Origin of the sequence: Streptomyces sp. NPDC021115 (genome assembly GCF_044333065.1) — a bacterium.
In the GTDB taxonomy this organism is placed as follows: domain Bacteria; phylum Actinomycetota; class Actinomycetes; order Streptomycetales; family Streptomycetaceae; genus Streptomyces.
The window spans coordinates 110,084-132,894 of sequence record NZ_JBIRQF010000017.1 but is presented as its reverse complement, the minus strand read 5'-3'; the positions used below and the strand labels follow the sequence as shown (position 1 = coordinate 132,894).

17 protein-coding genes are annotated in these 22,811 nt (G+C 70.9%); 8 read left to right on the top strand and 9 right to left on the bottom strand.

Going from position 1 to position 22,811, the window contains the following annotated elements; translation table 11 throughout:
* Positions 1–4: 4 nt before the first annotated feature.
* A complete protein-coding gene (locus tag ACH4TL_RS35610; RefSeq protein WP_398324784.1) occupies positions 5–295 on the top strand; it encodes a hypothetical protein in 291 nt (96 codons plus the stop codon).
* On the opposite strand, the gene ACH4TL_RS35605 is transcribed toward ACH4TL_RS35610, so the two are convergent.
* A complete protein-coding gene (locus ACH4TL_RS35605) occupies positions 283–963 on the bottom strand; it encodes a hypothetical protein (protein WP_398324781.1) in 681 nt (226 codons plus the stop codon). The genes ACH4TL_RS35610 and ACH4TL_RS35605 overlap by 13 nt on opposite strands.
* Entirely contained in the window at positions 960–5,597 is a 4,638-nt protein-coding gene (locus ACH4TL_RS35600) for a hypothetical protein (RefSeq protein ID WP_398324778.1), read from the bottom strand. Before ACH4TL_RS35600 ends, ACH4TL_RS35605 begins: the two co-directional genes overlap by 4 nt.
* 158 nt (positions 5,598–5,755) lie before the next feature.
* On the opposite strand from ACH4TL_RS35600, the gene ACH4TL_RS35595 reads away from it, so the two are divergent.
* Positions 5,756–5,956 (top strand): DUF4236 domain-containing protein, encoded by a 201-nt coding sequence (locus ACH4TL_RS35595; protein WP_398324775.1) that lies wholly within the window; start codon positions 5,756–5,758, stop codon positions 5,954–5,956.
* Here ACH4TL_RS35595 and ACH4TL_RS35590 read toward each other — a convergent pair.
* Positions 5,945–7,192, bottom strand: coding sequence for an MFS transporter (locus ACH4TL_RS35590; protein ID WP_398324772.1), 1,248 nt, complete (start codon positions 7,190–7,192; stop codon positions 5,945–5,947). The genes ACH4TL_RS35595 and ACH4TL_RS35590 overlap by 12 nt on opposite strands.
* An 80-nt stretch (positions 7,193–7,272) precedes the next feature.
* On the opposite strand from ACH4TL_RS35590, the gene ACH4TL_RS35585 reads away from it, so the two are divergent.
* Entirely contained in the window at positions 7,273–8,172 is a 900-nt protein-coding gene (locus ACH4TL_RS35585; RefSeq protein WP_398324769.1) for a LysR family transcriptional regulator, read from the top strand.
* A 27-nt stretch (positions 8,173–8,199) separates the two neighbouring features.
* Here ACH4TL_RS35585 and ACH4TL_RS35580 read toward each other — a convergent pair whose 3' ends face one another.
* The 5 genes from ACH4TL_RS35580 to ACH4TL_RS35560 form a co-directional block, all read right to left on the bottom strand.
* Complete coding sequence (locus tag ACH4TL_RS35580; protein WP_398324766.1) at positions 8,200–8,556, bottom strand: CU044_2847 family protein; 357 nt, start codon at positions 8,554–8,556, stop codon at positions 8,200–8,202.
* A 6-nt stretch (positions 8,557–8,562) separates the two neighbouring features.
* A complete protein-coding gene (locus tag ACH4TL_RS35575; RefSeq protein ID WP_398324763.1) occupies positions 8,563–12,159 on the bottom strand; it encodes a trypsin-like peptidase domain-containing protein in 3,597 nt (1,198 codons plus the stop codon).
* Between the two features lie 180 nt (positions 12,160–12,339).
* The gene (locus ACH4TL_RS35570; RefSeq protein WP_398324760.1) at positions 12,340–13,224 is read right to left on the bottom strand and encodes a geranyl diphosphate 2-C-methyltransferase; all 885 of its coding nucleotides are present in this window, start codon (positions 13,222–13,224) and stop codon (positions 12,340–12,342) included.
* 31 nt (positions 13,225–13,255) lie between these two features.
* Positions 13,256–14,431, bottom strand: coding sequence for a family 2 encapsulin nanocompartment cargo protein terpene cyclase (locus tag ACH4TL_RS35565; RefSeq protein ID WP_398324757.1), 1,176 nt, complete (start codon positions 14,429–14,431; stop codon positions 13,256–13,258).
* A gap of 50 nt (positions 14,432–14,481) precedes the next feature.
* Positions 14,482–15,894 carry a family 2B encapsulin nanocompartment shell protein gene (locus ACH4TL_RS35560; protein WP_398324754.1) on the bottom strand — a complete coding sequence of 471 codons (1,413 nt, stop codon included), beginning with the start codon at positions 15,892–15,894 and terminating at the stop codon, positions 14,482–14,484.
* A 462-nt stretch (positions 15,895–16,356) separates the two neighbouring features.
* Here ACH4TL_RS35560 and ACH4TL_RS35555 point away from each other — a divergent pair, with 462 nt between their 5' ends.
* On the top strand, positions 16,357–17,316 hold the full coding sequence (locus ACH4TL_RS35555) for an alpha/beta hydrolase family protein (protein ID WP_398324752.1): 960 nt from the start codon (positions 16,357–16,359) through the stop codon (positions 17,314–17,316).
* Between the two features lie 80 nt (positions 17,317–17,396).
* On the opposite strand, the gene ACH4TL_RS35550 is transcribed toward ACH4TL_RS35555, so the two are convergent.
* Complete coding sequence (locus ACH4TL_RS35550; RefSeq protein ID WP_398324749.1) at positions 17,397–18,359, bottom strand: TauD/TfdA dioxygenase family protein; 963 nt, start codon at positions 18,357–18,359, stop codon at positions 17,397–17,399.
* Positions 18,360–18,732: 373 nt separating this feature from the next.
* Between ACH4TL_RS35550 and ACH4TL_RS35545 the strand changes: the two genes are divergently transcribed.
* The 4 genes from ACH4TL_RS35545 to ACH4TL_RS35530 all read left to right on the top strand — a co-directional run bounded on the left by ACH4TL_RS35545 (position 18,733) and on the right by ACH4TL_RS35530 (position 22,801).
* Complete coding sequence (locus ACH4TL_RS35545) at positions 18,733–19,959, top strand: ROK family protein (RefSeq protein WP_398324746.1); 1,227 nt, start codon at positions 18,733–18,735, stop codon at positions 19,957–19,959.
* 43 nt (positions 19,960–20,002) lie between these two features.
* The gene (locus ACH4TL_RS35540; RefSeq protein ID WP_398324743.1) at positions 20,003–20,110 is read left to right on the top strand and encodes a putative leader peptide; all 108 of its coding nucleotides are present in this window, start codon (positions 20,003–20,005) and stop codon (positions 20,108–20,110) included.
* A gap of 154 nt (positions 20,111–20,264) precedes the next feature.
* A complete protein-coding gene (locus ACH4TL_RS35535; RefSeq protein ID WP_398324740.1) occupies positions 20,265–21,854 on the top strand; it encodes an ABC transporter substrate-binding protein in 1,590 nt (529 codons plus the stop codon).
* A 2-nt stretch (positions 21,855–21,856) separates the two neighbouring features.
* The gene (locus ACH4TL_RS35530) at positions 21,857–22,801 is read left to right on the top strand and encodes an ABC transporter permease (protein ID WP_398324737.1); all 945 of its coding nucleotides are present in this window, start codon (positions 21,857–21,859) and stop codon (positions 22,799–22,801) included.
* Positions 22,802–22,811 lie beyond the last annotated feature (10 nt).

Sequence of the window (22,811 nt, the reverse complement as noted above, 5' to 3'; positions counted from 1 at the left end):
GCCGATGCTGCCCACCGAACCCCCGCTCTCCCTCCACCGCCTGGTGGCCCCGGTCCCACCGGCCCGAACCCCGGAGGCCGCGACGGCCACCCACCAGACTCCGGCTCCCGCCCCGGCACCGGCTTCCGCCGTGCCGCGGTCGCCGACCCCGCTCGAACGGCTTCTGACGGTGGGCCAGAACCAGGTGGGCAACGCGGCCGTGGCGGGCGCGGCGGCCCAGTCGGGCGCCGTTCCACCCCCGCCGGTCGTGGTGGCGGTCGTGGAACCGAAGCCGAAGGCCGCTCAGCCCTCCTGACGCCCGGCCGCCCGCCGTCGCAGCTCCTCGACGAGGTCGAGGGTGGCGCGCGCCTGCTCCACCTCCCCGGGGTCCACCGACCCGGCGCCCCGGTTCCACGGCTGGTGCAGCTCCTCCTCCAGACGGCGGAGCCCGTCGGCGTGCACCTCGTACAACACCTCCAGCAGGGAATCCCCGCAGCGCACCGCCTCGGTGTCCCGCAGCTCGCTGTACGGATAGGGCGCCGCGCGGAGGCAGTGCACCGTCGTCCGGCCCGCCCGCAGTTCCTCGATCCGGTAGCACACGATGCGGTCGTCCCCGGCGGACGTGGCCGCGGGAATCTGCGCCAGCGGCAGCAGATCGGGGTCCAGGGCCAGCACCAGCAGCTCGGTCTCGGCCAGCGGGCCGGGGTCCTCCTCGGACCCGCCTTCCTCGGGGCCGTCCTGCCCGGGCGGGACGGCCAGCTGCCAGGGCTGATGGGTGAAGTAGGCCAGCAGGTCGAGGGAGGACAGCCCGGCACCGACGAGGACGAACACCTCGTCGGGGAAGTCGGTGCCGTAAGCCTCGCGCAGCACCTCGCGCGGCCCAAGACCGCTCGCGTACAGCGCCCGCGCCAGCCGCGCCATCGAGGCGTAGTCCTCGCGCGACGCCTCGTCCCGCAGTCGGCCGATGTCGGTCCCCTGGGTCACTGCTGCTCTCCTCCGCTCTCCGGCGCGTCCCTCATCGCCTCGTCGAGGGCCGTGCGCACACTCTCCCAGTAGGTGTGCAGCTCGGGGGCGGTCATCGCCTTGATGATGTCGGACGTCAGATCGCGGGCCCGCTGGACGGCCTGCTTGCGCCGCTGGTCGCCGCCCGAGCCGCGGACGAGCCGGTCGACGGCGTCCGACAGCCGTTGCAGCTCCGCCTTGATGCTGGGGCTCCGGACGGTCAGCCTGGGGTTGTCGGCCATGAGCATCGCGACGTTCTCGACGTGGACGAAGACGGTGTCCCGCAGTGTGCGCTGCAGGTTATTGGACATCCGGGGATTCGCGTAGAAGTACTCGCGGGCGAGGGTGTTGGCGCTGGCGTAGGACTGCGACTGGATGATGAGCGCGTACATCCGGTGCGCGACGCGGATCGCCTTCTCCGCGCCGCCCTTGGTCCGCATCTTCCCCCGGGCGGCCAGCTGGATGTCCGACGGCACCCTGATCAGTCCGCGGTCCCGGTCCTCCGGCTCCGGGCTCGTGGTGGTGGAGGCCTCGGGCACATAGGCGACGGGCAGTTCCTCGCCGAAGACCTCCATGTACCGGATCCGCAGTTTGCGGCCTTCCGCGCTGCCGATCCCATAGAGGCCGCCTTGGATCCGGCGCAGGGCCGCCAGACGGCTGTCCTGGAAGAGGCCGTCCGGCCGGTTCCGGTCCCACGCCTTGATCAGCATGTTCGGCTCGGTCGGGTAGAGCATCTGCGGGAACTTCTTGCCGATGGCCACCCGGATCGCCCGGTCCAGCTCGTTGGCCAGCAGGGTGAGCTGCTTGGGGCGCTGGTCGCCCTCCGGGCTCCAGTTGAAGCCCTTGAAGTGGTAGCCGCCGATCGTGATCTGCGGATGGCTCTCCATCGCGTCCAGGATCTTCTTGTACGCGGCGAGGACCCCCGTCGTCCCGGACACCGCGGCCCCGGTGTCGGCGTCCTGGCCCAGGATGTGGACCTGGTCGTTCGCATGCGACAGGATGGCCGTCGCCTCGCGGGTGTACGAGGAGTTCGTGACCTCCTCGCGGAAGAGGCCGTAGGGGAGCGCGCCCTTGTCGCGCAGCCCCTTCTCGTGCTTCTCGGCGGCGGGCTTCTCGTCCTTCGCCAGCTTCCGGTACGCCTTGCGGACCTCCGCCATGGGGACCTCATGGCCGTCCCGGTGGAGCCACTTGGGCGTCCAGATGAAGCCGAAGACGGCCATGATGAGCTTCAGCGGCCGCTTGACGGCGTCGATGGCCTGGTTGAGGACCTTGCTGTCGTCCTTCTGGTCGAGGTGCTCGAAGGTGTTGACGCCGATCACGACGGCGGTGCTCACCGGCCCGAAGTGCTTGGTGTCGGGGCTCTTCCAGGCGTCGTGGAGATAGCGGGCGGCCATGCCCGGGTTCTTCTTCACCTCGCCCGGGACTGCCGCGATGTTGACGACGAAGCCGGTCCGCTGGTCGCGCCCCGCCATGGGCAGCTTCTTGATCGGGTTGAGCTGGTCGGCCACCTTCCCATGCTTCCTGATCTTGAAGTTCCCCTGGGCCGGGCCGATCTTGTACGGGAACTTGTCCCCCAGATCCTCGACCGGGGTCTCCGCCTCCGGGTTGATGGCCACCTTGATGCGGTACTTGTCGCCGGTCACCTTCTTGAGCCGGATCCGCGTGAGGCGGTGCCGCCGCTTGATGGCGGGGAGCCCGCGCCGTACGGACTTGACCGTCGCCGACTCCTCGTTGAGCAGGTTCGTGGCGTCCCGCACGGCGGCGTCGAGGGCGCGCTTCTTGTCGGCCTCGGTCCGCTTGTCAGGCCGTTTCTTGTCCGGCCGCTTCTTCTTCGGGTCGCGCCTGCGCTTCGGCCGTCTCCGGTCGTCCTTGCGGGGCCTGCGCCGCTGGTCCGGGCGCTTTCGCCGACGCGGTCCGCCCGGCCGCTTCCGGTCCGGTCGCCGCTTCGGTTCCGGCTTGGGCTTCTTCTTCTCGAACTTCGGCTTGATCTTGGCCCAGAGCTTCTTCACCAGGCCGACGATCTTGTCGATGACCCAGTCCACCGCCCGGTTCACCGGCTTGGACATCGCCTGCACGATCTGCTTCACGCGGGAGGCGATACCGCCCACGCCCAGAACCGCCGCCAGCACGCCCAGCAGCACCGGAATGGACCGCGCCAGGGCGCGTTCGATCAGGCCCGGTACGCCGCCGCTGCCGCCCCTCGCGATCGCGATGATCGCGTCGAGTACGGAGTTGACGAACTCGAAGATCTGGCGCGCCTGGGTGACGATGAAGCGCACGAAGTCGATGATCAGCTTCACTGCCCGGACGAACGCGGAGGCGGGGTTGAGCAGCGAGAGCACCCACATGATCCCGGCCTCGATGATCGTGGGCGTCACATAGGCGATGACCTTGTCGAGCAGGTCCTTCTTCAGGTCGCCCACGCGCGTCTTGAGGTCGTCCCACATCCCCGCGACGCCCCGCTTGCGGACCTCCGAGACCAGCGGCACCGATGTCTCGGCCGCCGTGACCGCCGGTTCCATCTTCGGCACCTTGCGGACGATCCGGGAGCGGATGTTCTGCCAGGTCAGCCCGAGCACCGAGGCGAGCATCCGCAGCACGCCCTGGGCGTCGAACTTCGACGGCACCTCGATGCCCGCCTCGGCCGTCTTGCCCAGCAGCCACGACAGGATGCCCTGTTGCAGATGGCGGCCGATGTTCGCCAGGAACTGCCGCAGCCCGGCACCGACGGCGGAGACCAGGTTGCGCAGGAAGCCGATCGGGTCCTTGAGGATCAGCATGACCGCCTGCGCGGCCTTGGCCAGGACCGACAGCAGCAGCCGCTTCAGCTCCAGGATGGTGTTGATCACGGCCTTGACCGCGTCCACCGCCTTGGCCACGAGGCCCTTGTTCTTCTCCTTCTCCGCGGCGATCTCGTCGTCGACCGACTTCAGCGCGTCGGTGTACTTGGTGGCCAGCGTGTCGACGAGCTGGGTGCCCTTGTCGTCCACGGACTGCGTGAGTTCGTCGAACTTGTCGGTGAACTCGGCGGCCGCCTGCTGCCCGATGGACCGCAGATCGGCCGGGAGCTTGCGCACCGCGTCCTGCATCTCGGTACGGCCCTGGGCGATGCGCCGCTTCGCCCGGTTCAGCTCGCCGCCGATGGTGTCCGCGACATCGGAGATCACCTGCCGCATCCGGCGGACGTAGTTGGCGCGGGCCTCGTCGAAGATCTTGTCGGCCTCCGCGGGCAGCCCCGCGAACAGGTCCCGCAGCCAGCGCAGTTTGCCCGTCGCGCCCGAGTACCGCCGGTCCTTGTACTCCTCCATCTTCCGCTTGTGCTCGGCGGTGAAGTCGTCCCGGGCCGCCTTCTCCCCCCTGCCGAACTGGTCGTCGACCAGCTTGTCGAGGCCGCCCAGGATGTCCTCGACGTCCTTCTTCATCGTGTCGAAGACGCCTTGCAGGACCGCCGTGACCTGGGCCCGCTTGTCCTCGTCCCGCCCCTTGGCGCCGGACTTGCCCGCCCCGACCTGCTGCCCGGTACGCACCCGCTGGGCGCCCATCGCGCCCATCGCGGCGGCGCCGAGCCGCTTCGCCCGCGCGGTGGCGGCACCCAGTTCCTTCTTCTCGTGCCCGCGCATCCGGCCGGGCGCCGTCTCGGAGTGCCGCTCGGCGGCCTTCTTCTCGCCCAGGGCGTTGTTGAACGTGGGCTCGTTGGACTTCTTCAACTGCGTCTCGGTGACCTGCGCGTCCGCCATCTGCCGGTCGACCCGTTCGGGACCGGCGGACAAGTCGGTGGCCGGCGGCGGCAGCTTGTCCGGTACGGCGTTCGCCGGATCCGGCGTCCCCGGGGTGCCGGGCGGCCGGTCGGCGGACAGCGGTACGACCTTCTTGGGCACCGCCGCCGAGGTATCCGGGGGAGCGGCGGTCGTCGTGGAGATCTGCTCGGCCGAGTCCGACTTGCCCTGGCCGACCTGGCCCTGCACCTCCGCCCGCACCTCTTCGGCCTTGCCGGAGTCGGCGAACTTGTCTGCCTCGTCCAGGTTCTTCGGCGCCTTCTCGGCGATGGCCTTCTCGACCGCCCTGATGAACGCGTCCTTGTCGAACTCCTTCGGCTGGGCCTCGTTCATCTTCTCGGCGTTGGCGGTCTTGCCCTGCGCCTCTTCGTCGTCCTTGGGCGGCCGGGCCGCCTCCTGCGCCGCCCCGGCCTCGGCCCTCGGCGGCGGATGCGAGCCCGCCACCGAGCGCTTCTTGTGCCGTACGTCCTTCTTCAGCGACGCGAACTTCGGGTCCGCGTCCGGGCCCGGACGCGCCGTCACCTCCGGCGCGCCCCCGGACGCTGCGGCGGCCTCCGCCGGTGCTGGTTCGGAGGCGGGCGGCTGCCGGTCGGCGGGCTCGGCGCGGCGGGCCGCCGCGACCGCGCCGTTGCCGACCGTGTCCTGCCCGGCGGCCGGCACCCTGGCCGGCGGCGGAAGCGGAGCCCGTCCGCGCCCACCGGCCAGGGCGGCCGACACCGCGGCGTTGGACGGAGCGAGCGGGGGCCGCGCGGGACCGCGTACGTCCGGCCGGTCCGGTGCCGGGGCGGGAACCTTCTTCGACGCCCGCGGCCGCAGCGCGAGGGCCTTTGGCGGTGGCATGAGACGGTACCCCTCCCACGGCACATTCTTCCCGGTGAAGGGTGCCAGCACGGGCGTGACGAGCCCGTCACCGCCCTGTTGGTGAAGCGTCTCCGGAAGCCGGGACCGCGTACGAACGGGAGTGCGGGGAACGCGAAGAACCGAGGAAAGGAGTCATCGTGCCCGTCACCTTCCGCAAGAGCTTCCGCATCCTTCCCGGCGTCCGGCTCAACATCAACCGCAAGTCCGTCTCCGTCACGGTCGGCAACGGCGACGCCAAGCGCACCTACTCCACCACCGGCCGCCGGACGACCTCGATGGACCTCCCCGGCCCCTTCGGCTACCGCAAGACCACCACGAAGAGCACATCACGCCGCTGACGGTTGGGCGGTCTCCTGGACGCGCTCGTGCCGGGCGAGCGGGCCGGTGAGCCCGATCAGGACGGCAGCCGCCGCGAACGCGCCGTCCATGCCCGCCACTTGGGAGAACACGCCCACGGCCACCGAGCCGACGCCGGTGCCCGCGTCGTAGGCCATGTTCCACGCCGTGCTGGCCATGCCGAGCTCCCGCGGGCCCGCCCGGCGGAACATCACCACCAGGGTGTCGTTCTGGAGGGCGCCGAAGCCCAGCCCGTACAGCCCCGCCGCCGCTGAGGCCAGCACGGCGGGGGCGGGCATACCGGCGGCCGCTCCCGCCACCCCCGCGGTGCCGAGCGCGCACGCCAGCACCCCGGGCACCAGCAGACGCCCCGACCCGGCGCGGTCGCTGAACGCCCCGGCCGCCCAGCGGCCCACGATCACCGCCGCGGACAGCACGAACAGCGCCGTCGGCGCGGCCACATCCCCCTTCAGGGCCAGCGGGAGGAAGGAGGCCATCCCTCCCAGAGCACCCGCGGAGACGATGAGCATCGCCCACGGCCCGGCCAGCGGGCGCAGACGCGCCGCGGGACGGTTCGGCCCGACCTGCCCCGAGAGCTCTCGCCCGGATGACCCCGCCTCGTGTTCTTCCACCCGCCGGCCCGACATCAGCCCCGCCAGGGGAGCCGCCAGCACGCTCACGGCCCCGGTCACGACGAAGACCGCCGTGAACCCGAACCGCTGGGCACACCACACCCCCGCGGGCAGGCAGACGACCTGCGGCAGCCCCACCGCGATGCCGTACCTGCCCACCGCCCTGCCCCGCTGACCCGCCGGCACCAGCTCGGCCACCAGGGCGCTGCCCGCCACCGCGACCATGCCGAAGCCCACGCCCCGCACCGCCGAGACGGCAAGCACCCACTCCAGACCGGAAGAGACCGGATACAGGAACGTGGGCAGGCCCAGCAGCAGGGCACCCGCGGCCAGAATCCGGCGCAGCCCGTACCGGCGCAGCAACCGGCTCATCACCAGTTGAACGCCCACCGTGGTGGCCATGGTCACTCCGGTGGCCGCGCCCACCCCGCCGTGCCCGGAGCCCCCCTCGGCCGACCACAGGGACACCACCGACAGCAGGGGCGCGTAGTTGGAGAAGGTCCCCAGGGTGGCGACGAGCAACAGGAGGAAGTCCCGCCCCGCCAGCCCGGTGGGGGAGCGCCGATCCGCCGGTCCGGTCCGGCGCGGAAAGGTGAAGAGGGCCATGCCCTCAGTTGTAGGCCGCCCGGACCCATCGGGTCCAACGAACATCTCCGATCCAAACCATCACTGATTACGATGAGTGAATGGAGCTGAAGCACCTCGCGACGTTCCTCGCCGTCGCCCGTCAGATGAGCTTCACCCGCGCCGCCCACGACCTGGGCTACGTCCAGTCAAGCGTCACCGCACACATCAAAGCCCTCGAGCAGGACCTGGGCGCCGCGCTCTTCGAGCGCCTGGGGCGGCGCATCACCCTCACCCATGCGGGCCGCGAACTGCTGCCCCACGCCCGGCAACTCGCCCACCAGGCGGAACAGGCCCGCCAGGCCGTCCAGGGCGCCACCGGCGACCCCCGCACCATCCGCGGCACCCTCCGCATCGCCGCTCCCGAAAGCCTGTGCGCCCACCTTCTGCCGCCGGTGCTCCGCGCCCTGATGGACCATTTCCCCCGCCTCCGCGTGGTCTTCGGACCCGCGGGCCGCAACACCCTGCTCACCTCCCTGATCGACGGGACCCTCGACGCGGGATTCCTCCTCGAGGAACACATCACCGCCCCCATGGCCACCACCGAACTCCTCGCCCAGCAGCCCCTGCGGCTGATCGCCCATCCCGGCCACCCGCTCCTCCACCGCCGCCACGTCGACACCGCCGACCTCGCCGACGAAACCCTGCTCCTCATCGAGCCCGGCTGCGCCCAACGCGACGTCATGGAACGTGAACTGCGCCACGCGGCCATCCACCCCACCACCATGGAGTTCGTCAGCGTGGAAGCCCTCAAACGCTGCGCCGCAGCAGGGCTGGGCGTCGCCCTGCTCCCCGCGGCCGCCGTCGCCGACGAACTCGCCCGCGGCGAGGTGGCGCCCCTGCCCTGGACAAGCGAACCCGTCCTGGGCATCCACTACCTGCGCCACAAGGACCGCCTGCCCAGCACCGTCCTCACCACCCTGGCCGACCTGGCCCGTCACCACTGGGCAGCGCACAGCTGAGACCGCGATCAGAGCCGCAGGTACCTCTCACGGGCCGATGCCGTCGGCCCGCTGCCAGGTGAGTCTGACCGTGAAGTTCCCCTCGGCCGCCGTCTTGGCGATAACCGCTCCGGCCTCGGCGTTGATCTTCACGCCGAGTTCCACCTCGACCGTGCTCGGTGGGCTGGGAAGCAGCGTCAGCCGGTCCAGAAGTGCCGTGGCCGCCGCACGTACCTGGTCGAAGCTCTCGCTCAGCGTCCGCGCGGCGGTTCCCGCGATCTCGCCCGGCCGGGCGGCGCGCACGATGCCGGAGGTGACTCGCTCGACCTCCATCATCACCCGATCGTCTCCGCTGGAGGCCTTGGAGTCGTTCAGCGGCACCCAGATGAGCTGCGTCTCGGCCATGTGCTTCTACCTCTTCTCCGGGCACAACGCACCCCGGTACGCACCGGGGGGCAGTTTCTCGTCGGCGGCCTGGGGCAACGTCTCGTCGCCGAGGATGCCGCACAGGTGCGCCATCCACCGCTTGGCCTTCTCGGCGGAGGGGGTTTTGGCGGGTGTGCCGACGGGGCCGGGTAGCCGGTGCAGCGGGCCGCCGTTGCCGCGGCCGACGACGGCGACCAGGCCGTTCACGGACAGGATCGCGGACGGGGCGCCGTCCGGGCCGAGCAGGTCGATCTTCCATGGGCTGTCGACCCTGGTGACGAAGCCATCGTTGGCAGAGCCGGCCGCAGAGCCGGGAGAGGGCGAGACGGACCCGGTGGAGGTCCCGCCGTAGACAAGGATGTTCGAGCCGCCGGCGGAGACGGTGACCCCGTTCACCGTGTCCTGCTGGGAGGACCGCTCCTGCCGGAGGAGTTTTCCGCTGGGCAGTCCGTAGACGGACAGCCGGTGGTCGACTTTCAGTCCCCTGACACGGGTCTCCGCGACGACCGCCCGGGTGAGGTCCGGACTCACGTCCGCCACTGCCATGTGCTTGTCCGAGTTCTTGAAGGCGAACAGTTCCTCCCCGCGCGGTGACGCGCCGCTCAGATCCCACCTCTTCACCGAGGTGGTCGACTCCAGAAACGACCCCTTCACCGCCGCCTCGGACAGCGTGATCAGGCGCTTCCCGCCGCTGTCCAGCCACAGCGCGCTGACCGACTCCGGCAGGCCGGGCATGATCTTCGCGATCCGGCCGGTGGTGGTGTCCCAGAGCACGAGCCGGCCGACTTGGCCGTAGAGACCGGTCTGACCCAATAGCGTCGAGCCGTCGGGGGAGAAGGCGAGCCGCGCGTACGTCGTCGGTATCGTCAGGCCGGGGATATCGGGAAGTTCGAGCTCAGGCATGTCCAGGCCGGGAATTTCCGGTAGGTTCTGCGACTCGTCCGAAAGCGAATCTCCCTTCTCGGGGCGCTCCAGCGTGCGGGTCTTCCCGGCCCGCATCTCGTACAGGCGCACCGGAAGCCCGCGGCGGTCCTGCGACGGAGGCGACGGCACACCGCTGGGGTTGAAGGAGGACGGCGTCTTGGCCATGGCCACCAGGGAGCCGTCCGGACTGACCGCCGTGGTGTCCACGTCGCGTCCGACCGGCAGCGGGCGCGGTTTCTTTCCGTCGGTGCGTTTCAGCACGACCGCCTTGCCGACCGCGTCCCGTGAGACGACCACTCGCCCCACGGCGTCGGTGAGGGAGGAATTCGGTAAGGGGCCCATCACCGAGGACTCCGTGAGGAGCGCGTTCGCCGATGTGTACCGCGGGAGGAGCAGGTCGGCGAACCCGTACCGTTCGTACATCTCACCGAGGCGTGCCCGGCTCTGCGGGGTGTCCTGGGTGCGGTAGGCGCGCAGGGCCAGCAGCAGTGCCGTGTACGCGGTCCCGGTGTCGCCGGTGGCGTTCTCGGCGTCGCGCGACTGCTGTAGCAGGACCCGGGATGCCTGGGTGGCCGACTTCCTGCCGACGTCGTGCTGCCGGGCTCGGACCGTCAGCCCCACGGCCCCTCCGACGAGGCCGAGTACGACGACGAGGGCGATGACCGTCATGAGCCGGCGGCGCGCGCCGCGGACGCTCGTGTCGATGTACTCCGTTTCCGCCAGGAGCAGTTCGTCCCGTCGGCGCGCGCGCCACTGTCGGGCGTCCCGCAGATCCGCCCCGCGCAACAGCCGGCTCCGGGGGCGCCGGTCGGTGGTCCACTGGGCGATCCGCCGCCGCAGGTCCTCCTGCCATACGCGGAAGTCGCGGTCGGACTCGAAGAAGGCGCGCAGCCGGCCCCAGTGCGTCAGCAGCGTCTCATGGGCCAGCTCCACCGTCTCCTCAGGCGCCCCGTCGCCGGAGCGGTACTCTTCGCCGGGTACGACCAGGCGGGTGGTCATCAGCCGCTGGGCGATCCGCCACTGCTGAGGGGGCAGTTCGGAGCGGGTCAGAGTGCGGCGGCTGGGCGCGACCCGGCCGTCGCCTGGGTGGACGAGCTGAACGAGAAGCGCGCGGGCGGCCCGGTGCTCCTCCTCGGTCAGGGCTCCGGTCCAGATCTGTTCCGCGTGGGTGACCAGTGCGTCGTTGACGCGGCCCAGGGACTCGTACGCGGCGTGCCCGATGACGCCCGTGCCGCCTTGTTGCTGGAGTTCCCACAGCTTGGTGAGGGTGAATTCCAGCAGTGGCAGCCTGCCCGGGTCGCTGCCGAGGTCACCCAGGATCCGGTCCACCAGTCCCGGTTCATAACGGACGCCGGTGTGGTGCAGCGGCCGCTCGATGGCCGCGCGCAGCTCCTCGTCGGACATCGCGCCCACCGTGAACAGCCGGTCGCCGGCGAACAGCGGCGCGAGCCCGGGGTGGTTGAGGGCAGGGGTGAGGAAGTCGGCGCGTAAGGTCGTCGCGACCTGAAGCCGCGACCCGGGGTGCAGAGCGTGTCCGAGCGCACCCGCCAGAGCGTCCAGTTCCGTCTGCTCCGTGCCGATGAGCGCTTCTTCGAACTGGTCGGCGACCACCAGCATCCTGTTCCTGCCCTGCCGGGCGAGCAGCCGGTCGACGATCGGGGGCAGGTGGCCCGCGCGCAGCAGGTCCGTCAGTCCGGGCAGCTCGGCCAGGCGCGCGGTCTCGGTCAGGTCTGGTTCGAGGCGCGGGAGCAGGGCCAGGGCCAGGGCGGCGAGCGGGCTGTGGCCGAGGTGTCCGGGGCGGAAGACCACGATCTCCAGATCCCGGCGGTCACGCAGCCGGGGCAGCGCTCCGGCGTGCAGCAAGGAGGACTTGCCGCAGCCGGACGGGCCGACCAGGCTGACCGCCGGTGCGTAACCGAGCAGGTCGACGATGCGCCGGGCCGGCTCCTCGCGACCGTGGAACAGCCGGGCGTCACGCTCCTCGAAGGGGTCCAGGGCTCGGAACGGGCAGGCCGGAAGTGCCCTTGCGCCCAGAGCCGACGAGCTCTCGCGCAGCGTCTGCGTCGGGATGAGGTACGCCGTGCGGGCGCCCTTGGCGTCGTAGGCGGCGACGACCATTCCGACCACGCCGCCTTCGGCCACATCCCAGACCGGAGCGCCGGAGAAGCCCCTCTGGACGCGGTGTTCGCTGGACGGGTCGGTCTCGTATTGCAGCCAGCCGGCGCCGGTTCGCCCGCGTAACCAGCCGACGCTCCACACGCCGTCGTCGTGGGCCTCAGGGAAGCCGAAGGTGCGTACCCGGCGTTCCGGTTCGGCCACGTCTTCCACGAGCCGGGCGACCGTTGCCTTGGCTGGCGGATCGGCGAGCAGACGGAGGACGGCGACATCGCCGGATCTGTCAGCCCGGGCCGGGCTCCAGGACTCGATCCGCACCTCCATGTGCCGACCGGGCTCAGCGAGAGGGAAGTCGACCCATAAGCGCCCGTGCGGTGGCTCCGTGAGCTCGTCGGACGGGGCGCCCATGGCTCTGGCCACTACATGGGCGCAGGTGATCATTTCACGGTGTCCGGTGAGGAACCCGGCTCCCTGCGGCCACCCGTCGGCGTCGAGGATCCTCACCACCGAGGCGTCAGTCGGCGCGGCTCTGTCCTGTGTCATGAGGCCCCCGAACCTCCCCGCACACTGCCTTATAAGGCGATTGGGCAGGACAAGTGTGACTGTCGCCACCCTGATACGGCAATCGCATTGACTGACTGTGATGGGTGAAGAAGGGGGGCGACGAACGCAACAGGCAGCGGGCTGAGAAGGGCCGAGCGGCCCTTCTCAGCCCGCATGCGGTCAGACGCGGTCGGCCGCGATCAGGAGGTACTGGAAGGAGCCGTCCTTGTAGGAGTTGATGAACGCCTCCTCGATGCCGGTCACCAGCGAGGACGTGGCCCGCAGCTCCCAGTAGGGCAGGGTCGCGGCGGTGAGGTCGACGACGGCCTGCGGTACGAGGCGATTGTCGGCCATCGCGCGCAGGTACTCCCGGCGGGAATGGATGTTGCACTCGAAGTGCGCGTTGATCTGGGAGACCCACTTCGACGGCTGGCCGTACCGCGGGTTCCAGCAGCCGGTGATGGTCACGTAGCGGCCGCCGACCGCGAGGACGCGGGAGTGCTCGGCGAACAGGTCGTGCAGATCGACGTACATGGTCGACTCGTTGTTCCACGAGCCCGCCGCCTGGCCGGTCTCGAAGGGCGTGCCGAGCATGTTGCAGACGCGGGCGCGGACATGGTCCTCGATGCCGAGTTCACGCGCCCGCCCATTGGCGAAGTCGGCCTGCTTGGCCGACAGCGTGACGCCCTCCACCGCGCACCCGAAGCGCTGGTGGGCCATGACCATCGAGCCGCCGCGGCCGCATCCGGCGTCCACGAGCGTGTCGTCGCGCCCGATGGGGCCGAGGTGGTCCAGGAGGAGTTCGGCCTGCGCCGACTCCAGCCGGTGCAGCTCGGCGATCAGCTTCTTCTCGTACGCGCTGTCCTCGGGGTCGCCGAGGGCCGCGTGGTCGACGTCGCCGATGCCGTAGTGGTGGTGGTACAGGCCGTCCACATCGCCCAGGCGCAGGTTCACGGGCCTGGCCTCGCGATCCCAGTAGCGGGCGATGTCCCCCTGGTAGGGCGTCGCCGGGGCGGGGACGAACATGGAGGAGGCCACGTCGGCGGAGAAATCGGTGCTGGTCATCGATAAGTCCATTTCTTGTTGCCAGTGCTTGTTACCAGAAGTCGGGCAGGCTGTAGCGGTAGGTATTGGTCTGGTGCCAGTAGTGGTTGCCGTCGACCCACGCGGCCACGCCGCGCAGAAAGCGCTGCACGGGCGGTACGGGGCAGGCCGCTGCCAGGGCCGCGGCCTCGGTCTCGAAGCCGTGCATGAGGTCGTTGTGGACCTCGACCGCCTTCAGATAGGCATCGCGCTCGGAGACGCCCTCCCGCTCGGCGATCACCACGGGCAGGTTCAGATGCCGTCCGGGGCTGGCGAGTTCCTTGGTGTACGAGTACAGGTCGTTCACGATGGTGGTGGCGTTCCCGGCGAGCGCGATGACCCGCTGCATCTCGGGCCGGGCGTGCAGGTCCGCCGGGAGTTCGTAACCGCCGACGGCGTCGGTGATGGTGGGGCAGGGGCGGAAGTTGTTGAACTGGCGCATCGCCAGGTACTCCCACACCTCGGGGACGTGGTCCGTCTCGGCCCAGGCGGCCTCGGCGAGGTACCCCATGTGCAGACGCGCCATGTCGTGCCGGAACCGGTCGGCCTGGGAGGGGCTGGTCGCCCGGACGAAGTACTCCATGGCCGAGCGGTACGCGCGCCGCGGGGCGTCCGCGTGAAGCGACTCCGCCCACTGCGGCTCGTACTCCTTCGCCGTGTGCAGCGGGTCGAGGGCGGTGTGCGCCAGCAGCAGGCGCCCCCCGAGGCCGATGGGCGAGCCGCCGTGGTCCTCGCAGTAGCAGTCGTCAACCGCGTTCTCGGCGACCATCAGGCGCGTGGCGAGCATCAGATGGTCCACGGTGGGGGCGTCCGGATGGCAGGCGACCATGTAACGCCCCACCGAGAAGCCGTCGAACTGGTCCTCCCAGTCCTCCGGGTACAGATCGACCTCGTCCAGCGCCCAGGACTTGATCCGGCGACTGACCTCCTCCACCCGCCCCGCGTCGGGCTCCGGTACGGGGTGGTAGTAGAGGCCCGGGACCGGATCGCCCTCGGCCGGTGCTTCCGCCGGGTTCGACGACGTCGGCGGCGTACGGGGCTCCTCGCGCCGGGCCGGGTGCAGACCCGCCGTGCCCAGCCCGCTGGGGCCGCGCAGGATGCGCTCCAACACGCCGCTCGTGGGTGGCGGGCCGGGCAAGGACGGCGGAGAGGTTGGCTCTGGCGCAGGGGGAGGCTCAGGCACGGACATCCATGGCTCCTCGGTGGGGTGGGTGGTTCTCCCGGCAGGGCAGGGGAGCTCTAGTCGCGGCTGCGGGCGATCTGCACGTTCTCCAGCACGCCGAGGGCGTCCGGCACGAGGATGGCGGCGGAGTAGTAGGTGCTGACCAGGTAGGAGATGATCGCCTTGTCGTCGATGCCCATGAAGCGCACCGACAGGCCCGGTTCGTACTCCTCCGGCAGACCGGTCTGACGCAGACCGATGACGCCCTGGTTGTCCTCGCCGGTGCGCATGACGAGGACCGAGCTGGTGTTCTCCTTGCTGATGGGGATCTTGTTGCACGGCAGGATCGGGACACCGCGCCAGGCCGGGACCTGCTGCCCGCCGAGGTCGACATGGGTCGGGTAGAGCCCACGGGAGTTGAACTCCCGCCCGATCGCCGCGATCGTCCGGGGGTGGGCGAGGAAGACCTTGGAGCCACGGCGGCGGCAGAGCAGCTCGTCGAGGTCGTCCGGGGTGGGCGGGCCGGAGTGGGTCTGGATGCGCTGCTTGAAGTCGGCGTTGTGGAGCAGGCCGAACTCCCGGTTGTTGACCAGCTCGTGCTCCTGGCGCTCCCGCAGCGCCTCGATGACGAGCCGGAGTTGCTCCTGCGTCTGGTCCATCGGGTCGTTGTAGAGGTCGGCGACCCTCGTGTGGATCCGCAACACCGTCTGGGCGACGGAGAGTTCGTACTCGCGCGGCTTCAGCTCGTAGTCGACGAACGTGCCGGGCAGCGCGGGTTCGCCGGTGTGACCGGCCGACAGGGCGATCTCGGCCTCGCCACGGTGGTTCTGGCGCTGGCCGAGCAGCGAACGGAACTCCCGGATGTGGGCCTGGAGGCCCGGCGCCGCGGACACCACGGCGTCGAAGTCGGCGCGGGACAGGGTCAGCAGGGTGCCGGAGGTCTCGGCGGTGGCGGTGGAGTCCCACCGGGCGTCCGCGTCCAGCAGGACGTCGTCGCCGAACCGGTCGCCGTCGGCGAGGATGCCGACGGCGACGTCGTCCCCGTACTTGCCGACCGTGGTCCGGGCGACGCGGCCGTGGGCGATCATGTGCAACTGCTCGGCGGGCGCACCGCGTTCGGCCAGCGTCTCACCGGGACGGAAGTCGCGCTGGACGCACCGGTGGGCGAGCGCGGTCAGCACCTCGACGTCCTCGAAGCCACGCAGCAGGGCCAGTTCGCCCAGCTCGCGGGGAATCACCCGGACGGAGGCACCGTCCTGGACGAAGTCCACGCGCCCGTCACCCACGGTGTAGGTCAGCCGCCGGTTCACCCGGTACGTGCCGCCCTTGACCTCGACCCAGGGGAGGGCGCGCAGCAGCCAGCGCGAGGTGATCCCCTGCATCTGCGGCGCGGACTTGGTCGTGGTGGCGAGGTTGCGGGCAGCCGCCGTGCCCAGGCTCGACTGCCGGGGCGGGTCCAGCGGTGCTTCCGGGCCGGTACCAACGGTCATCGGGCGAACTCTCCTTCGTAACGGCGGTGGCCTCGCGCGCATGCGCGTCACCGGGAGAAGAGGCAAGGAGGGGGCAAGGGTCCGGGTATCCGCCCGGACCCGGGGAACAGTAGTGGCCGGTGCGCCCCATCGGCCGGGGGAGCCGTCGGTATTAACTCGATAAGATGATCGTGGCCCGCGCGGGGTTTGGGCCGCGGTCGCGGATGCGGGGCCGTACGGATGGATCCCGCCCCGCGGCGGTGCGTGACGCGGTCTACGCGTCCCCGTCGATGCCCTTGATCAGCAGCTGGATGGCCTTGCTCCCGTGAGCCCGCCGTCCGCGCCCTTGTCCCTGTGTCCTCATGCCGCAGTCGCCGTCCGTTGACGAAACGGAACGTCGCTCCGTATATTAATCGGAACGACGTTCCGTTTTCGGTGCGGCCGAAGCCGGACACTTCCGCATTCGATAGGAAAACCCAGCTCATGAGTGAACTGACGTACCCCGCCGACAGGTTCGGCTCGCCCGCTCCCGTCCTCTCGGTCAGCCCGGTCGTGCTGTCCGTCCCCGGGCGGGCCGTGGATCTGGAGATGCGCGTCTCGGCGCCCCTGGTCGGCAGCGACCTGCCGGTCATCCTCCTCTCACACGGCCAGGGCTACTCCAACCACCTCTCCTCGCTGAACGGCTACGCCCCGCTCGCCAACTTCTGGGCGGCGCACGGCTTCGTCGTCATCCAGCCCACCCATCTCAGTTCCAGGACGCTGAACCTGGCCCCCGGCACCCCCGGCGCGCCGCTGTTCTGGCGATCCCGCGCCGAGGACATGACGCACATCCTCGACCACCTCGATGCCATCGAGTCCGCCGTCCCGCAGCTTCTCGGGCGCCTCGACCACAGCAGGGTCGCCGTGGCCGGACACTCGATGGGCGGGCACACCGCGAGCCTGCTGCTCGGCGCCCGGCTCACCGACCCGGACGACGGTACGGAGGTGAACCTGGCCGACCCCCGCATCAAGGCCGGTGTCCTGCTCGCCGCCCCCGGCCGAGGCGGCGACGCCCTCGCCCCGTCCGTGGCAGAGAGCCTCTCCTTCCTCCTGACCACGGACTTCTCCACGATGACGACACCCGCGCTCGTGGTCGCCGGCGACAAGGACACCTCCACCCAGCTGACGGTCCTGGGCCCGGACTGGCATGCCGACCCCTACACCCTCGCCCCGGGCCCCAAGTCCCTGCTCACCCTGCACGACGCGGAGCACGGACTCGGCGGAGTCGCCGGTTACGACGTCGCCGAGACCACTGACGAGAATCCCGCCCGCGTGTCCGCCGTCCAGCGACTCACCTGGTCCTATCTCCGCTCTGCGCTGTACCCCGCGGACCCCGCGTGGCAGACGGCCCGCGAGGCGCTGACGGCCGGCCCCGATCCGCTCGGGCGAGTGGAATCCAAGTGAGGGCTGACCACGGGTAACCAGCGCGACCCGCCGACGTGACGGTCGGCGGGTCGGCGGGTTCGTCGCGAGGCGTCGTCGGGTCAGGCCTGCGCGAGCGCGCCATCCGTGGAGGCGCCCGAGGCGATTCCGTGGTCGGGCTCGGGCACCGAATCCGGTGCGAGCAGCACCGAGCGGCGGCCGTCGACGCCGACCGGCACGTCGCCGTCGATGGTGACGCGGCGCAGGGTGCGCTCGTGGGCGTCGGAGTCGTCGACGCCGTAGTGCTGGGTGGCGCGGTTGTCCCAGATGGCCACGTCGCCGGCGCGCCACTGCCAGCGGATCGTGTTCTCCGGGCGTTCGATGTGCGACTGGAGGATCTCGATGAGGGCGCGCGAGTCGCGGCTGTTGAAGCCCGTGAGCTTCTGCGCGAAGTTGCCGAGGATCAGGGTGCGTTCGCCGGTCTCGGGGTGGACGCGCACCACCGGGTGCTCGGTCTGGAACTTGATGGCGGTGAACACCGTGCGGTGCCGTTCCAGCGCCGCGGCCGGTGCGTCGGGACGGGTGGCGGCGTAGTCGTAGTCGTTGGTGTGCACGCCGCGCAGGCTGTCGGCCAGCACTCGCAGCGGCTCGGGGAGCGCGGCGTAGGCGGCGGCGGTGTTGGACCAGAGGGTGTTGCCCCCATAGGGCGGGATGACCTCGGCGCGCAGGATGGAGAACGCCGGGTACGCGGGCACGAAGGTGACGTCGGTGTGCCACTGGTTGGCGCGCCCGCCGTGCTCGTTGTCGATGGGGAACGCGTAGCGGCCGTCGGCGGAGGGCACGGTGGGGTGCGCGACGGGCTCGCCGAGGAGCCTGCCGAACGCCTCGTGGCTCTCGGCGTCGAGGTGGTGCTGGTCGCGGAAGAAGACGACCTTGTGCTCGAGCGCGGCGGCGCGGATCGCGGCCACGGTGGCCTCGTCCAGGTCGCCGCCGAGCCGCACTCCGGAGATCACGGCCCCGATGCGTCCGCCGATCTTCTCGACGGTGAGGGCGGTGGCGGCCGGGGCGAGTGCGGTGAACGTCATGGTGGAGGGTCCCTTCGCCGGGGTGGCGGGTCGGCTTCATTTCATTGCTGTCGGAGCGGAAGGAAATCCGCGCAGGTCAAACGGGACGTGGAAAGCGGGTGGGCCCGCTGGAGGAGAGAGAAGGGGGCGTACGGTCAGCGACACGCACAGCTGGCGTGGGCGGGGCGCCCCGGGCCCGCACAAGGCCGCGGAACGCGGAGAGTCATCGCGGTCACGTCCACGAGCTTGGGCACCGTGCCGACGCCCGGTCAAGGTTTCCCTCACCGGCTTCATGACCCTGCAATACGCCCGACACCGTGGCCGCCACGGGTCGCCAGATGGCCACCGCACACGGCATGTTGGTGCCTCAGCCCACCCACCGGGAGGACCCGCCATGCCCGCAAGCCCGCCCCCGGGCGCCCGTACCTCCGGCGACGGACGCCGGGAGGCCAACGCCGCGTCGGTGCTGCGCGCCGTGCTCGACCACGGCCCGGTGGCCCGCAGTGGCATCGCCCGGCTGGCCGGGCTGAGCCCGGCGGCCGTGTCCCGGCAGTGCACCGATCTGACCCGGCTCGGCCTGGTGCGCGAGGTGCCCGAGCTGGTGGCCGCGAGCGGGGTGGGCCGACCGCAGATCCCGGTGGACCTGCACACCGGCGACGCGGGCGGGCCGCTCGTGGCGGGTGTGCACATCGGGGTCCCCGGGTCGAGCTTCGGCCTGACCGATCTGCGCGGCACGGTGGTGGCCCGGCAGGACTTCCCGCACGACGCGGTACCGCCTGCCGAGCTGCGGGAACGCCTGGGGCGGGCGCTCGCCGCGTTCCTCGCCGAACACCGGCCGGACGGCGGCACGGTCCTCGGGGTGGGCGCGGCCATCGGCGGCTGGGTGGACCCGGTGCACGGCACCGTCGTACGGCATGAGGCGCTCGGCTGGGACCACTACCCGCTGGGGGCCGACCTCCGGCGGCACACCAGGCTGCCCGCCCGGGTCGACAACCACGCCCGTGCCGTGGCCCTCTCGGAGTTGCTGTTCGGACGGCCCGCGGCGCGCCGCTCCCTGGTGCATCTGTTCGTCGGCAACGTGGTGGACGCGGCGCTCGCCATCGCGGGCGTGGTGCACAGCGGGCCCCGGTCGGGGGCGGGCGACGTGGCGCATCTGCCGGTGCCGGGCAGCACGGCGCCGTGTCCCTGTGGCCGTACCGGCTGCCTGGAGGCGACCGTCTCCGACACCGTCCTCGCCCGGCGTGCGGTCGCGGCGGGCCTGATACCCGAGCCCCACGCCGGGCTGCTGGTGGACGCGGCGGCAGCGGGGGACCGGCGGGCCGACGCACTGCTGCGGGAACGCGCGCGGGCGGTGGGCCGGGCGACGGGACTGCTCCTCGACGTGCTCAACCCCGACCTCGTCGTGGTCACCGAGCGGTCGAGCACACTCCAGCCCGCGTACCTCGACGAGATCCGGGCGGCCGCGATCGCGCACGCACACGTCTGCGACGACCCCGAGCGGATCGTGGTCCCACATGCTGGACCGGCGGCCCTTCTCGTGGCGGCCGCCACCGTCGTCCTGAATCCGCTGCTCACGAGCCCGCTGCAAGCTGTCGGCAATACGGCCGCAATACTCCCGTAGAACTGGCAAGCCGCCCTGGTCAGAGCGTTGTTGACCATGGGCTGTGACCGCTGCCATTCTGCTGCGCGTGCCCCCGGACCTGCGCCTCGTGTCCCGCTGGCATGTCGATCTGTGTCGGCAGGCCAGCGCGATCTGTGCTGCCCGAAACTGACACGGCGCCGAGCCGCCGCTGATCCGGGTCCGGCCACGTACGGACACCCATGGCGCATCTCGTCACCACACGGCCGATCCACGGCCCGTGCACCGCCGCGCGCTCATCGCCGTCGATTACTTCCTGCCGAAGCGAAAAGAACGGGTCTTCCCTCATGCGCACACCTCCCCTCCCGCCCGCGGACTCACCGTCCCGGCGCACCGCCCTGCGGGCCGCCGGTGCCGGTGCCCTGATGTTCGGGGCGGGCGGCGCGCTGACCGGCTGCCGGTCAGCCGTCTCCACGGTGGGCGGGTCGGGGGACGGGCCCAAGCGCGGCGGGACGCTCACGGTCGGGGTCAACGAGGACGTAGAGCCCTCCCTGCTGTTCACCCAGGCCGACCAGTCGCTCCAGAACCGGCTGATCTACAACACCCTGATCCGCTACGACGACCGGTTGCGGCCCCAGCCGGAGCTGGCCACGTCGTGGCGGTACGCCGCCGACGGCCGGAGCATCACGCTCGCGCTGCGCGACGACGTGACGTTTCACGACGGCCGCCCGTTCACCGCGGACGACGTCGTCTTCGCCGTCAAGAACCTCTGGAAGCCGGAGCGCTCGTCCCAACTCACCGCCACCGCCAAGGCGGTTACCGGTTTCGAGAAGCGGGGCGACCACGAACTGGTGCTGAGACTCGCCCACCCGGTGAGCAACCTCTTCGACCTCTTCGAGTTCATGATCATCACGGATCGGCACACCCTCGACGACGCTCTCGCGGGCAGGAAGCTCAACGGCACCGGCCCGTTCAGGTTCGTCAGCCGGAGGCCCGGGGTGGGCCTGAGCCTCGTACGCAACGAGACGTACTGGATCCCGGACCGCCCCTACCTGGACGCCGTCGAGCTTCGCGTCTACACCCAGCCGGACGCCCTGCTGTCCGCGCTGCGCTCGGGCCAGGCGCAGCTGTCGTACCACGTACCGGGCAAGTACCTGGCCACGCTCAAGATCGGCGCGAGCTTCAGCGTCAAGAGGTACGACACCGGCACCGGCGCCATGTACGTCGGCGCCACGGTCACCAAGGCACCGGCCGACAACAAGGCGTTCCGGCAGGCCGTCGCCTGGGCCGTGGACCGGGACCGGATCGTGTCCCAGGCGCTCGGCGGCTACGGCCTCGCCTCGGCCGCGCCCTGGCCCAGGTCCTCGCCCGCGCACAGTGAGGCGACCCGCACCCACTACACCCACGACCCGGCCAAGGCCCGCCGGCTGCTGAAGTCCTCCGGGGTGTCCACGCGGCAGACCCTGCCGCTGGGACACCCCACTACGGCGGCGCACACCACCATCGCCGAGATCGTCCAGAACGACCTGAAGCAGGCAGGCATCAGGACCCGGCTGGAACCCACCGACCCTGCCGTGTTCCAGAAGCAGCTGATCTCCGGCACGATGCCCACGCTCTGGATCAACACCCACTCCTTCTCGCAGGTGCACCCCTCGACCCTGGCCATCAGCGCCTACCCCTTCAACGAGGCACAGAACACCTCACACTTCCGCTCCCCGGAGTACACCGAGGCCGTCCACGCGGCCTGGCGGCACGAGGAAGCCGACGGCGCCGCCGCCAACGCCCGCTACCGAAAGGTCTCCGACCTGCTGCTCGACCAGGCGTTCATCATCGACCTCGCCATCGAGGACGCGGTGCAGGTGGCGTCGAAGCGGCTGCACGGGCCGACGCTCAACAAGTACATGTATCTCAACCTCGACAACGCCTACCTGGACTGACCATGCGTGGCTATCTCCTGAAGAAGATCCCCTCGGCGCTGCTGGTCCTCCTCCTCGCCTCCTTCCTCATCTTCGCGATCCTGCGACTCGTCCCCGGCGACGCCGCGGACGCGCTCGCCGGGCCGGACGCCTCCCCCGCGTCCGTCGAGGCCATCCGCCATCAACTCGGTCTCGATCAGCCGGTGTTGACGCAGTACGTGAGCTGGATCGGCGATCTTCTCGCCGGTGAACTCGGCCCGTCGTACGCCATCGGCGGAGAAGTGGCCGATCTGATCGGCGACGGATTCGCGGCCACCGCCGAACTCACCGCGGGAGCACTGTTCTTCACGGTGCTCATCGGCCTGGCTCTCGGCGTGCTCGGCGCCACCTCCCGCCGCCCCGCGGTGCGGTCGGCCGTACGGGCGCTCACCACCGCCGCCCTCGCGGTGCCGCCGTTCGTGACGGGCGTGGTGCTCGTCCTGGTCCTCGCGGTGCAGTTCGTCGTGCTGCCGTCCGGTGGCCGGATCGGGCTCCTCGAAGCGCCCGACCTGGAGCTCCAGTACCTGCTGCTGCCGTCGCCGTGCCTGGCCCTGCCCAGCGCGGCCGTGCTGGGCCGCTACCTGAAGGACAGCCTGGAACGCGCCCTGGGCGAGGACTACATCCGCACCGCCACCGCGGCCGGAGTACCCCGCCGCAGACTGCTGTGGCGGCACGCCCTCCCCAACGCCCTGCCACCCGTCGTCACCCTGCTCGGCATCCAGACCGGCCAGCTCCTCGGCGGCGCCGTCCTGGTGGAGGCCATCTTCGCCTGGCCGGGCCTCGGCCAACTCGCCGACCAGGCGCTCACCCGGCGCGACTACCCCGTCGTCCAGGACGTGCTGCTGCTCCTGGTCGCGGTGTTCGTCCTCATCCAACTGCTGACCGACATCGTCTACGCGCTGCTCGACCCGCGCATCCGGTGGGAGTGAACCCGGGAGT